The 13,204-nt window shown below is 63.4% G+C and carries 10 protein-coding genes; 5 read left to right on the top strand and 5 right to left on the bottom strand.

All coding sequences use genetic code 11. The annotated features are described in order from the left end of the window. Positions 1-66 precede the first annotated feature (66 nt). The 4 genes from ACFFP0_RS12690 to ACFFP0_RS12675 all read right to left on the bottom strand — a co-directional run bounded on the left by ACFFP0_RS12690 (position 67) and on the right by ACFFP0_RS12675 (position 4,961). Complete coding sequence (locus tag ACFFP0_RS12690) at positions 67-1,527, bottom strand: phospholipase D-like domain-containing protein (RefSeq protein WP_377261056.1); 1,461 nt, start codon at positions 1,525-1,527, stop codon at positions 67-69. Positions 1,528-1,599: 72 nt separating this feature from the next. Further along, a complete protein-coding gene (locus tag ACFFP0_RS12685; protein ID WP_377261054.1) occupies positions 1,600-2,955 on the bottom strand; it encodes an aspartate aminotransferase family protein in 1,356 nt (451 codons plus the stop codon). 133 nt (positions 2,956-3,088) lie between these two features. Then, on the bottom strand, positions 3,089-4,522 hold the full coding sequence (locus tag ACFFP0_RS12680; protein ID WP_377261051.1) for a M20 family metallopeptidase: 1,434 nt from the start codon (positions 4,520-4,522) through the stop codon (positions 3,089-3,091). Between the two features lie 172 nt (positions 4,523-4,694). After that, the gene (locus tag ACFFP0_RS12675) at positions 4,695-4,961 is read right to left on the bottom strand and encodes a hypothetical protein (protein ID WP_377261049.1); all 267 of its coding nucleotides are present in this window, start codon (positions 4,959-4,961) and stop codon (positions 4,695-4,697) included. 59 nt (positions 4,962-5,020) lie between these two features. Here ACFFP0_RS12675 and ACFFP0_RS12670 point away from each other — a divergent pair, with 59 nt between their 5' ends. The 5 genes from ACFFP0_RS12670 (at position 5,021) to ACFFP0_RS12650 (ending at position 10,424) form a co-directional block, all read left to right on the top strand. Further along, complete coding sequence (locus tag ACFFP0_RS12670; RefSeq protein WP_377261046.1) at positions 5,021-6,616, top strand: ABC transporter substrate-binding protein; 1,596 nt, start codon at positions 5,021-5,023, stop codon at positions 6,614-6,616. 162 nt (positions 6,617-6,778) lie between these two features. Next, positions 6,779-7,783: an ABC transporter permease subunit gene (locus tag ACFFP0_RS12665; RefSeq protein ID WP_377261044.1), complete on the top strand. Its 1,005-nt coding sequence runs from the start codon at positions 6,779-6,781 to the stop codon at positions 7,781-7,783. Positions 7,784-7,798: 15 nt separating this feature from the next. After that, positions 7,799-8,716, top strand: a complete 918-nt coding sequence (locus ACFFP0_RS12660; protein WP_377261041.1) for an ABC transporter permease subunit — start codon at positions 7,799-7,801, stop codon at positions 8,714-8,716. A 2-nt stretch (positions 8,717-8,718) separates the two neighbouring features. Beyond that, complete coding sequence (locus ACFFP0_RS12655) at positions 8,719-9,576, top strand: ABC transporter ATP-binding protein (RefSeq protein ID WP_377261039.1); 858 nt, start codon at positions 8,719-8,721, stop codon at positions 9,574-9,576. Next, positions 9,573-10,424, top strand: a complete 852-nt coding sequence (locus ACFFP0_RS12650) for a dipeptide ABC transporter ATP-binding protein (protein ID WP_377261036.1) — start codon at positions 9,573-9,575, stop codon at positions 10,422-10,424. The genes ACFFP0_RS12655 and ACFFP0_RS12650 overlap by 4 nt, the downstream gene beginning before the upstream one ends. Before the next feature lie 698 nt (positions 10,425-11,122). Here the strand turns inward: ACFFP0_RS12650 and pbpC are convergent. Then, the gene (gene pbpC / locus ACFFP0_RS12645) at positions 11,123-13,204 is read right to left on the bottom strand and encodes a penicillin-binding protein 1C (protein ID WP_377261033.1); all 2,082 of its coding nucleotides are present in this window, start codon (positions 13,202-13,204) and stop codon (positions 11,123-11,125) included.

Here is a 13,204-nt window from a genome sequence, read left to right as displayed (position 1 = left end):
TCGCATGTGCACAAACTACACGACAATCCGCCCGTCGATCCAGTAGTTCCCCGGTAATTCCCATGACTACAGATAGGGCGAACCCAGCCAAAGCACACGCTCGACAAGCCGGACCGGGAAGGGCCTTGCCTGCAGCCCGTCGAGCGTCACTTCGCTCGCGGAAGAAATCGCCAGATCGATCCTTCGTTCCAATGCTTCGGCAAAAGGACAATCGAGAACTTCGAGATCGACTTCGAAATTGAGCCGAAGGGACCTCGGATCGAGATTGGAGGAACCGACATAGGCCCATCGCCCGTCGATCGCCATCAGCTTGGAATGGTTGAACGGGCCCGAGGCGCGCCATATGCGGCAATAGTTCTTCAACATCTGGTCGAATTGCGCGGTCATCGCGCGATCGACCAGAACGAGATTGTTGGCGGTCGGAACGACGATATCGACAGCCACGCCACGCCGTGCCGCGGTCACGAGCGCGGTGATCAGCTCCCGGTCAGGCAGAAAATAGGGCGATACGATCCGGATAGAGGATCGCGCCACCGAGAAAGCCCCCATCAGCATCTTGTGGTTCGTCTCGACGCTGCGGTCGGGGCCGGAGGAGACGGCGCGGATGATGACGGGCGCGCCCGGTTCGGTCTCGGGCGTGTCCAGCGCCCAGGCCTCGCCTTCGAGCGTCTCGTCGGTCGCGAACCGCCAATCGGCCGCAGCGATCGCGAAGAGATCGGCAACGACCGGCCCGCTGACCTTGAAATGGGTGTCGAAGGAACAATCGTCGCCGCTGAATTCGCGCGAAAAGCCTTCACGGATGTTCATGCCGCCCGTGAAGGCGATCCTACCGTCGATGACCAGGATTTTCCGGTGCGTCCTGAGATTCGCATAGGGCAGGCGCAGCCCCATGATCACGTTGCCGTTGAAGACATCGACCGTAACGCCGCCTTCCCTCAACAAGCCGAGCACGCTTGGCACGGAATACCGCGCACCGACGGCATCGATGAGAACCCGCACCTCGACCCCGCGCCTGACGGCGGCGATCAGCGCATCCGCGAACCGCTCGCCGATCCGGTCGCGATCGAAGATATAGGTTTCGAGCATGATGCTGCGCTGCGCCTCGCCGATCGCGTTCAGCATCGCGCCGTAAGCCCCGTCTCCGGTATCGAGCGCGCCGATCGTGTTGCCGGTGGTGAGATGATGGCGAGTGACGCGGTCGCCAAGGGTCTTCATGGCCCGGAAGCGATGGCCGAACTGCTCCGCCACGCGTTCATCCGCAGCGTCATAGGAAGCGAAATGGGCACGAACCTCCCCCTGGAGCAATGCGCGGCGATCACTGATCACCGTGCGCCGGACGCGGTTGACCCCCGCGATCAGGTAAAGGGCCGCGCCGACGATGGGAGACAGGATGATGATGCCGACCCAGCCGACCGCGGAGCGGACCTCCTCCTTGGTCATCGCGGCATGAATCGCCGCCGCCGTCCCCGCCAGGACCGAAATGATGAAAAGAATATGCGGCCAATAGGTCTCTGCAAGTTCAAGCATGACGCGAATATAGGCCCGCCTGCGCTTCACGCAATCGGAGCCGGACCGCGACCGGCCCGGCTCCGGGCAAGATCAGGCAGCGAGCTGTTTCTGGAAGGCTTCCAGCGAGGCCTCGAAGATATCGAAAACGGTATCCACCTGGGCCTCGTCTATGATCATCGGGGGGCAAAGCGCCAGCGAATCGCCGATCGCACGCGAGATGAGCCCCTTCTCCATCATGATCGCGAGAAGCTTCGGGCCAAGCTGGCCGGCTGCGAAACCATCGCGCGGCTTGAGTTCCAGCGCGCCGATCAGGCCGATACCGCGGGCTTCGACCGCCAGCGGGTGGCTTTCCAGCGCCTTCAGGCGGCTCTGGAATTTCGGCGCCAGCGCCCGCACGTTGCCGACAAGATCCCGCTCCTCGATGATGGCGATATTCTCCAGCGCCACCGCCGCCGCGACGGGATGGCCCGCAGCCGTCACGCCATGGCCGAACGTGCCGATCTTCGCCGATTCATCGGCAAGGGGGCCGTAGACCTTCTCGTTGATGAGCAGCGCCGAGATCGGCTGGTAGGAAGACGAAATCTGCTTGGAAAGCGTGATGATGTCCGGTTCCAGCGAGAATGTCTCGGTGGCAAACATCCTGCCGGTGCGGCCGAAACCGCAGATGACCTCGTCGGCGATGAAGAGGACGTCGTATTTCTTCAGCACCTTCTGGATCGCTTCCCAGTAGCCGGCCGGCGGCACGATGACACCGCCTGCGCCCATCACGGGTTCGCCGATGAAGGCGGCAACCGTTTCCGGGCCTTCCTTCAGGATCAGATCCTCCAGGTCCTTGGCGCAGCGCGCGGCAAAAGCCGCTTCCGTCTCGCCCTCCGCCTTGTAGACGCGGTAATGGGGGCAGGTCGTGTGGAAGACGCCCGGCAGCGGCAGGTCGAAGGAGCGATGGTTGTTCGGCAGGCCGGTCAGGCTGGCGCTGGCGATCGTCACGCCATGATAACCCTTGACGCGGGAGATGATCTTCTTCTTTTCCGGCTTGCCCAGCGCATTCGAGCGATACCAGACCATCTTCATCGCCGTGTCGTTGGCCTCGGAGCCGGAATTGGTGAAATAGGCCTTGGACATCGGCACCGGAGCCATCTGGATCAGCTTTTCCGCCAGCTCGATCGACGGGCCGTGGCTGCGGGCGGTGAAGGTGTGGTAATAGGGCAGCTTCGCCATCTGCCTGGCGGCCGCCTCGACGAGGCGGTTCTCGCCGAAGCCGACGGCGACGCTCCAGAGGCCCGCCATGGCCTCGATATATTTCCTGCCGTTGTTGTCATAGACGTAGACGCCCTCGCCACGATCGATCACCAGCGAACCGTCACGCTCCAGCGCACGGGCGTTGGTGTAGGAGTGAAGCTGGTAAGCCTTGTCGCGGGCTTCGATGGAATTGGGCTGAACAGGCACGACGAACCTCCTATGAGACATGCAGGCGCATAAGAATCTCATAAGCGGAAACGGCGATGTTGGACAGCCCAAATCGCCGCTTTCGGCCTCATCCGGCGTTCAAGATAATTGACGGATCAATCAAAATATCTGCTCATTTGACCGTCATCGCCGCGACGGGGGGCTCGGCGCCCGACGGAATGGGGCTCGTATATTCCTGGCCCCTGCGCCGCTTCTTCAGATCCGCCCAGGCCGCCTCGCGAAGCTGATCGCTTGTCATCGCCGCAAGACCGGTGGCCGCCATCGCCTTGGCGGCGGAAACCATGCCCTTGTGGGCGAGCGGGCTCTTGCCCTGCGCCACGACCTGCCATGTGTGAAGCTGGGTCCCCACAGCGAGCGTCGCCCCATAGGCCTGCACGGTCGGCACGACCCAGCTCACGTCGCCGACATCCGTGGAGCCGCCCATTTGCCGCACTTCGTTGTGAGGCGGCAGGACGAAATCCGCAAGCGGGATATCCCGCGCCTCAAGGCGTTCCTGGTTCCAGCTCGCCGCGACGTCCCCCGGCGTCAGGGTTGCGCGAATTTTCTCGGCGAACGCGATGTCGGCATCGTCGAAGGCCGGCGGCCCCATGCTGTTCCAGACGTCCTGCATGACATCCATCAGCGGCGCGTTGACGATAAGGTTGGAAACGCCCGCGAGGATCGTGCTCTCGACCTGGGTCTCCGTCATCAGCGCCGCCCCTTCGGCGACCTTCTTCACCCGCTCGATCAGCGCCAGCAGGCCCGGCAATTCGGGAGCGCGCACCACGTAGCGCACCTTGGCATGCGCCTGGACGACGTTCGGCGAGATGCCGCCGGTGTCCAGCACGGCATAGTGGATGCGGCAATCGGAGGGCATGTGCTCGCGCATATAATTGACACCGACATTCATCAGCTCGACGGCATCGAGCGCGCTGCGGCCGAGCTCCGGCACGGCGGAGGCGTGAGCCGCGCGGCCCGTGAAGGTGAAGTCGACGCGGCAATTGGCAAGCGAGGTTTCACGCTGCACGCCGGCGAAATTGCTCGGATGCCAGCTGATCGCGATGTCGACATCGTCGAACGCGCCGGAGCGCACCATGAAGGCCTTGGCGGCGCCGCCTTCTTCCGCCGGACAGCCGTAATAGCGCACGCGGCCGGGCGTGCCCGTCTTCTCCAGCCAGTCCTTCAACGCGGTGGCGGCGAGAAGCGACGCCGAGCCAAGCAGGTTGTGGCCGCAGCCATGCCCGTTCGCACCGGCGACGAGCGGCTCGTGGCTTGAAAGGCCCGCCTTCTGGCTCAGCCCCGCCAATGCGTCGTATTCGCCGAGGAAGGCGATGACGGGACCGCCTTCGCCCGCCTCGCCGATGAGGGCGGTCGGGATGCCGGCGACATCCTCGGTGATCCGAAAACCCTGCGCTTCCAGCATCTCGCGATGCGCGGCGGCCGAGAGCTTCTCCATGTAGCAGGTTTCCGGCGTCTCCCAGACACGATCCGCAAGCTCGGTGAAGACCTCCTTCTTGCGGTCGATGAAATCCCAAACGAGCGGGAGATTGGAATTGCCTGTCGTCATGAAACCCTTGCCTCGATACGCCTGTGCCTTTCGGAAGGCCCGAACCGTACTCCATTCTGGCCCGATGGCAATGCGGCAACGCAGCAAAATCAGCGAGACCTGGAGATGAGCCACGAGATACGGTTGTGATCGATAGGCGATTGTTAGCATCTCGACAACGGGAGCATAATCGCTATTCTCCCGCGCCATGGCCCGTCGACAAGCAAAGAACGGGCTGAAAACGATAATAACATATGGGAATTTTGCCAAATTTGCGGAAATTTTTCAAAAAATGAGCAGGCGGGAAGCCGTTGATCGTCAGCGGCTCGAAGGGGCATGCGCAGCTTAAGGCTGCAATGGACCCGCCGGGAGAAATGAAGACAGCCGGCCGCAGCCAATATCCGGCCGCCAGGAGGTGCATAACAGGAATATCGGGCTTGGAGCGCAGCAGAGCGCCCATTCCAACTGAAATCAACCGGGCCTGGCATCTTGCCGGCCACAGGTCATCGGGAGTCAAAGATGAAACGTAAACTGACCCTTGCCGCAGCTCTTCTGTCGGCAACATTCTTCGCAGGCGCAGCCAGCGCCAAGACCTTCGTATATTGCGCCGAGGGGTCCCCGGAAGGCTTCGACCCCGGCCTCTACACGGCCGGCACCACCTTCGACGCCTCGGCACACCCGGTCTACAACCGCCTGCTCGAATTCAAGCCGGGCACGACGCAGCCGGAGCCGGGCCTTGCCGAAAGCTGGGAAATCTCGCAGGACGGCACAGTCTACACGTTCAAGCTCCGCGCCAACGTGAAATTCCAGACGACGGATTTCTTCACTCCGAAGCGCAACCTCAACGCTGACGACGTCGTCTTCTCGATCGGCCGCCAGATCGACGAGAAGAACGCCTGGAACAAGTATATCGGCGGCGCGACCTGGGAATATGCCGATGGCATGGGCTTCCCGAAGCTCATCAAGTCGGTCGAGAAGGTTGACGACCTGACCGTCAAGGTCACCCTCAACCGTCCCGAGGCGCCGTTCCTCGCCAACCTTGCCATGCCGTTCGCCTCGATCCTGTCGAAGGAATACGCCGACAGCCTCGACAAGGCCGGCAAGAGGGAACAGCTGAACCAGATGCCGCTGGGCACCGGTCCGTTCACCTTTGTCGGTTACCAGCAGGACGCCGTCATCCGCTTCAAGAAGAACGCCGATTACTGGGGCCCGGCCCCGAAGATCGACGATCTCGTCTTCGCGATCACCACGGACGCCGCCGTGCGCTACCAGAAGCTCAAGGCCGGCGAATGCCATCTGATGCCTTACCCGAACGCCGCCGACGTCCAGTCGATGAAGGCTGACCCGAAGCTGAAGGTTCTGGAGCAGGAAGGCCTCAACATCGCCTATCTCGCCTACAACACGACGCAGGCCCCCTTCGACAAGCCGGAAGTCCGCATCGCGCTGAACAAGGCGATCAACAAGAAGGCGATCGTCGACGCCGTCTTCCAGGGCATGGCCACGCCCGCCACCAACCCGATCCCGCCGACCATGTGGTCCTACAACAAGGACATCAAGGACGACGCCTACGACCTGGATGCCGCCAGGAAGGTGCTGGCCGATGCCGGCGTCAAGGATCTTTCGATGAAGATCTGGGCCATGCCGGTTTCGCGTCCCTACATGCTGAACGCACGCCGCGCGGCCGAAATCATCCAGGACGATTTCGCCAAGATCGGCGTCAAGGCCGAGATCGTCTCCTACGAATGGGCCGAATACCTGCAGCGTTCGAAGGACAAGAACCGCGACGGCGCGGCCATTCTTGGCTGGACCGGCGACAACGGCGACCCGGACAACTTCCTCGACACCCTGCTCGGCTGCGATGCCGTCGGCGGCAACAACCGCGCGCAGTGGTGCAACAAGGAATTCGACACGCTCGTGAAGAAGGCCAAGGTCACGTCCGACCAGGCCGAGCGCACCAAGCTCTACGAGCAGGCGCAGGTCATCTTCAAGAAAGAGGCCCCCTGGGCAACCCTCGATCACTCGCTTTCCGTCGTTCCGATGGCCAAGGGCGTGACCGGCTTCAACCAGAGCCCGCTCGGCGACTTCACCTTCGAATCTGTCGATATCGCTGAGTAAGACAGCCTCATCACAATTTTTTGCCGCGGGACGCGTTGCGTTTCCCGCGGCATTTTCTTAAGAGACGCCACAAAAATGTGGCGATGACGCCTCGATTGCCGTTTTCATGGCTTGACAATGCCGTGAATCGGCCACGACCAAAAAACCATCGAAGGTTTTAGAATGTTTGGCTTCCTTTTGCGGCGTCTCGCCGTGCTGATCCCGACTTTCATCGGGGTCTCCATCATCGCGTTCTCTTTCATCCGGCTGCTGCCAGGCGATCCCGTCGCCCTCCTCTCGGGCGAGCGCGTCATGTCTCCCGAGCGGCATGCGCTGATCAGCCAGCAGCTTGGCCTCGACCGGCCGCTGGTGATCCAGTATCTCGATTACCTGGGCGGCGTGGTCACCGGCGATTTCGGCTCCTCGATCGTTTCGAAAAAGCCGATCCTCGACCAGTTCCTCGCCCTCTTCCCGGCGACGGTCGAGCTTTCGCTTTGCGCCATCGTCATTGCCGTCGCGATCGGCATTCCGGCCGGCGTGATCGCCGCCATCAAGCGCGGATCGTTCTTCGACCAGGCCCTGATGGGAGTGGCGCTCGTCGGTTACTCCATGCCGATCTTCTGGTGGGGCCTTCTGCTCATCATCCTGTTTTCCGGCATTCTCCAGTGGTTCCCGGTCTCCGGCCGCATTTCTCTGATGTTCTTCTTCCCGCCGGTCACCGGCTTCATGCTGATCGATTCGCTTCTTTCCGGACAGAAAGGCGCCTTCGCCTCGGCCTTGAGCCATCTGGCGCTGCCGTCGATCGTGCTGGCCACCATTCCGCTTGCCGTGATCGCGCGCCAGACCCGCTCCGCCATGCTGGAAGTGCTCTCGGAAGATTATGTGCGCACCGCCCGCGCCAAGGGGCTTTCGCCGTTCCGCGTCGTCGGCATCCATGCGCTGCGCAACGCCATGATCCCGGTCATCACCACGATCGGCCTGCAGATCGGCGTGATGCTCGCCGGCGCGATCCTGACCGAGACGATCTTCTCCTGGCCGGGCATCGGCAAGTGGATGGTCGACAGCGTCTTCCGCCGCGACTATCCGGTCATTCAGGGCGGCCTGCTGCTGATTGCCGGCATCATCATGCTCGTCAACCTCATCGTTGACGTCACGTACGGCCTCATCAACCCGCGCATCCGGCACTAAGAAGGAGAAAATCCCATGGCCGACACCACCGTCGACAAGGCGCCCGAGGCTGTCTCCAGCGCCGCTCTCCGCCGCCAGATGCTCAAGGAGTTCTGGTTCTACTTCTCCGAAAACCGCGGCGCCGTCATCGGCCTGTTCGTTTTCCTGATACTGGTCGTCGTCGCGCTTCTCGCGCCCGTCATCGCGCCCCACTCGCCCTTCGAGCAATATCGCGACGCCGTCCTCATACCGCCGATCTGGACCGAAGGCGGCCGGGCTGGCTATCTGCTCGGCACGGACCCGGTCGGCCGCGACATTCTCTCGCGGCTCATCTACGGCGCGCAATATTCGCTGTTCATCGGCGTCTTCGTGACGACGCTGTCGCTCACCGGCGGCATCTTCGTCGGCCTGATCGCCGGTTATTATCGCGGCTGGGTCGATACCGTCATCATGCGGCTGATGGACATCATCCTCGCCTTCCCGTCCCTGCTGCTGGCGCTCGTGCTCGTCGCGATCCTCGGCCCCAGCCTGACGAACGGCATGATCGCCATCGCGCTGACGCTGCAGCCGCATTTCGTCCGCCTGACCCGCGCCGCCGTCATGGCCGAAAAGACCCGCGACTACGTGACCGCCGCACGCCTTGCCGGCGCCGGCCCCCTGCGGCTGATGTTCCGCACCATCCTGCCGAACTGCACCGCGCCGCTGATCGTCCAGGCGACGCTTTCCTTCTCGAACGCCATCCTGGATGCGGCGGCGCTCGGCTTCCTCGGCATGGGCGCCCAGCCGCCTGCGCCGGAATGGGGGACTATGCTTGCCGAAGCGCGCGAATTCATCCTGCGCGCCTGGTGGGTCGTCACCTTCCCCGGCCTTGCAATCCTCGTCACCGTCCTTGCAATCAACCTGATGGGCGACGGCCTGCGCGATGCGCTCGATCCGAAATTGAAGAGGTCCTGATCATGGCGCTTCTGCAAATCGACAACCTCACCGTCGAATTCGAAACCGCGACAGGCTGGTTCAAGGCCGTCGACGGCGTCTCCCTCTCGGTTGAAAAGGGCGAGGTTCTGGCCGTCGTCGGCGAATCCGGCTCCGGCAAGTCTGTCGCCATGCTCGCCGTCATGGGCCTGCTTCCCTGGACGGCGAAGATCACCGCCGACCGCATGCTCTTCGAAGACCGCGACATCCGGAACATCAGCCCGGCCGAGCGCCGCAAGCTGATCGGCAAGGATATCGCGATGATCTTCCAGGAGCCCATCGCCAGCCTCAATCCCTGCTTCACGGTCGGCTTCCAGATCGAGGAAGTGCTGCGCATCCACCTCGGCCTGGACAGACAAGCCCGCCACGCCCGAGCGATCGAGCTTTTCAGGCAGGTCGGCCTGCCGAATCCCGAGGAGCGCCTGGGCAGTTTTCCGCACCAGATGTCGGGCGGTCAGTGCCAGCGCGTCATGATCGCCATGGCCATCGCCTGCAACCCGAAGCTCCTGATCGCCGACGAACCGACCACCGCGCTAGACGTGACGATCCAGAAGCAGATCCTCGACCTCATCATGTCGCTGCAGGCCAGGAACGGCATGGGCCTCATCATGATCACCCACGACATGGGTGTCGTGGCCGAGACGGCGGATCGCGTCGTGGTGCAGTACAAGGGCCGCAAGATGGAGGAAGCCGACGTGCTTTCCCTCTTCGAAAGCCCCAAGAGCAATTACACAAAGGCGCTTCTGGCGGCCTTGCCGGAAAATGCGACCGGAGATCGCCTGACCACCGTGTCCGCCTTCTTCGAAGGCACGCCCGAGCCGGCTTCGGAGACCCGCGCATGAGCAATACGACGAACGAAACCATGCTCGAAGTACGCGACATCAAGCGCGATTACGAACTGCAGGGCGGCCTCTTCAAGCCGAAGAAGATCATCCATGCGGTAAAGGGCGTCTCCTTCAAGCTGGAACGCGGCAAGACGCTGGCGATCGTCGGCGAGAGCGGCTGCGGCAAGTCCACCCTTGCCCGCATGATCACCTTCATCGACGAGCCGACCGCCGGCGACCTGCTGATCGACGGCAAGAAGGTCGACACCCGTCCCGGCCACCTGACCCCGGACATGCGCCAGAAGGTGCAGATCGTCTTCCAGAATCCCTACGGCTCGCTCAACCCGCGCCAGAAGATCGGCGACGTACTGGGCGAGCCGCTGGCGATCAACACCGGCATGTCGACCGGCGAACGCCGCGACCGCGCCACCGAAATGCTGGTCAAGGTCGGCCTCGGCCCGGAACACTACAACCGTTATCCGCACATGTTCTCCGGCGGCCAGCGCCAGCGCATCGCAATCGCCCGCGCGCTGATGCTGAACCCCAAGCTTCTGGTGCTCGACGAGCCGGTTTCGGCGCTCGACCTTTCGGTTCAGGCCCAGGTGCTCAACCTGCTCGCCGACCTGCAGGACGAATTCGGCCTGACCTATGTCTTCATCAGCCACGACCTCTCCGTCGTGCGCTATATCGCCGACGAAGTGATGGTGATGTATTTCGGCGAGGCGGTGGAATACGGCACCCGTGACGAGGTGTTTTCCGACCCGAAGCACGAATATACCCGTACGCTGTTTGCCGCGACGCCGCGGGCGGATATCGAATCTATCCGAGCTCGTGTTGCGAAGAAGAAGGCCGCGACCGCAGCATGAGCCGCGGCCTCCTCACCAACGAAATCCACGACTTGCGTGAATTCAAGACGCTGATTTCGTTGGTGAAGGCCGTTCAGGCCATTCAATCGGCGAAGAGTCGGCGCGGCCTGCCCTCAAAAAATTTCGTCCCTGCTTTTCCCCGCCCTTTCGCGTCGTGCCTACAATAGCCCCGCTTCCGTCGCCGGAGTGTTTCGCGAGACGTTCGCGGGCAGGCGGAGGCCGGCGCTTCCATCGGAACCGTAACTTGCGGGGACGGTGGAAGAGGTGAAAGCCATGGGAGCGGAACGGGAAACCGGACTTCTCCCTATCAAGCCTCCCCCGGGCAGCCATGCCCGGTTCGGTTGAGCCGTCCAAGTGGCAGGGTTTCCCGAAAGGAGACCGCGAACGAAGCCATGCAGCGAGGCGAGGTGATCACCTGTAGGGGCCGGAAGCCCTGACAAGACGCCGAAGGCCACGCGAATGCGGAGCCACCTTATACAAATCAATCGAGGTTCCGCATTCGCGTGCGCCTCTCCGGACTGCTCTTTGAAAAACCACGGCAGAAGACTGCGCGGGCTCCAAGGCGTTGGCCGATGGGCGGGCTTGATGAAGTCGATTTCCGCAAACGGACGCCCGGGCGCATTCCTGTGCAAAGGCTTTCGACATCCTGGCCGGGGACCGGGTATTCAGGCACGCGACCGAGGAATGCCGCGGGCTGTCTATTCAACAAAAACCCTGACACTCGCAGCCCGCCCCACGGCGTCGATCACCGTCAGGGTCGAATAGCCCGCGCCATCCGGCATCCATTCGTTTGTGCGGCGGCGAGACAATTCGCTGAGCGGCCGGCCGTTGGCAAGCCAGCGGAAGGGCGCGCGGCCGCCTTGGAGCTTCAGGACCAGAGGCGATATTTCGCCCGAACGCGCTCCGAGATCGACCCGCGCGCCTTCCGGCGGATAGACGATCTGCGGCGCAGGCTCCCGTGACGAGGCGGAGATGAGGCCGCTGGCCGTCATCGAGAAACGCCGCTGACTGATCGGAAGGTCCGCCTGCGCAAGCCGCATGGCGCCCGCCGGCGCCGGCGGCAGCGACGCGACCGGCACACCGGATTTCGAAAAAGCCTCGAAGAGGATCGGCGCGGCCGTCTGATAGCCGGCGATTCCCGGCACCGCGCCGTTGTCCGGCCTGCCGACCCAGACGCCCAGCACGTAGCGCCCGTCATATCCGACCGACCAGGCATCCCGGTAACCGTAGCTCGTGCCGGTCTTGTAGGCGATGCCGAGCCTCCGGCTGCCCTGGGGCGGCAGGATGTCCGAAAGGACATCCGTGACGTTCCACACGGCCTGCGGTTCCAACAGCGGTTCGCCCTCTATCCGGCCGGGCTGGTCCTCGATGCCGTTGCCGAGCCTGACCGGCTCTCCGCGATTGGCAAGCGCCGCATAGGTCTGCACCAGGTCCTTGAGCGTGATGCCGACGCCGCCGAGCCCGATCGCCAGCCCCGGAGCCTCGTTGGGCGGCAGAACCGGCCGGACATCCGCCCGGCGGAAGCGGATCATCAACCGCGAGGGCCCGACCGCATCGAGAAGCCGCACCGCCGGAACATTGAGCGAGAGCTGCAGCGCCTGCCGCACGCTGACATCGCCCTGATAGCTCATGTCGAAATTCTTCGGACGATAACCGAAGAAATCCGCCGGCCGATCCTCGATGATCGTTTCCTGGCTGACCAGCCCCTGCTCGAAAGCAAGGCCGTATATGAACGGCTTCAGCGTCGAGCCGGGCGAGCGGAGCACGCGCGTCATGTCGACCCAGCCGGAACGGCTTGCATCGAAATAATCCGCCGACCCCACCTCGCCGACGATCGCGCCGGTCGTGGCATCGGCCATGACCATCGCCAGCGAGACTTTGGGCGCGAGCTTCGAGGCCGCATCCCTCGCGACCTGTTCCAGCCCCTGCTGGATACTGCGTTTCAAGGTCGTCCTGTATTCGACCGCCTTCGGCGGCCTGCGGATCGCCGCTTCGGCGAGATGCGCCGCATAGGCGGGCAATTGCAGCCTCCGCGTCGGGATGCCGTCGCCGGCCGCCCGTTCCGCTTCGCCGCTGCCGGTCACCTCCGCCACCGCCGAACGCATCAGAACCCGTTCGCGCGCCGCCTTTGCCGCCTGGAAGCGCCGGTCCGGGCGCCGCCCCTCCGGAGATTGCGGCAGGGCGACGAGAAGCGCTGCCTCAGCCACGGTCAACCGGCGCGGCTCCTTGCCGAAATAGGCAAGGCTCGCGGCCCGCACTCCTTCCAGATTGCCGCCATAAGGCGCGCGCGTGAGATAGAGCTCCAGTATCTCCCGCTTGCCGAGCCGCCTCTCGATCTGGATGGCGCGGGCAAGCTGCCGCAATTTGGCGGAGAGCGAGCGGGTCTCGCGCGGCTCGATCAGCCGCGCCACCTGCATGGACAGTGTCGATGCTCCCGAAACGATCCGGCCGTTGGCGACGAGTTGCAGCACCGCGCGGCCAAGCGCCAGCGGATCGACACCCACATGGTCGTAGAAGCGCCGGTCCTCGTAGGCGATCAGCATTTTCAGGAAACGGGGATCGACGTCTTCGATCGTGGTTTTCAGCCGCCAGCGGCCTTCGGGCGTCGCGAAGGCGCGCAGAAGCTCTCCGTCCGCATCCAGCACCTCGGCGGAGACGAGCTGCGCCTTGTCGAACGGCGGCGGAAAGGCCCTGTCCGCCGCATCCAGCCCGGCCGCCGCCCCTGCCGCAAGGACGAGGACGACGCCAAAGCCGATCGAAAGCTTCCACCTGAGTTTCAT

This window comes from Neorhizobium puerariae, assembly GCF_042429745.1.
Lineage (GTDB): Bacteria > Pseudomonadota > Alphaproteobacteria > Rhizobiales > Rhizobiaceae > Neorhizobium > Neorhizobium puerariae.
This window is presented reverse-complemented; position numbering and strand designations above follow the sequence as displayed.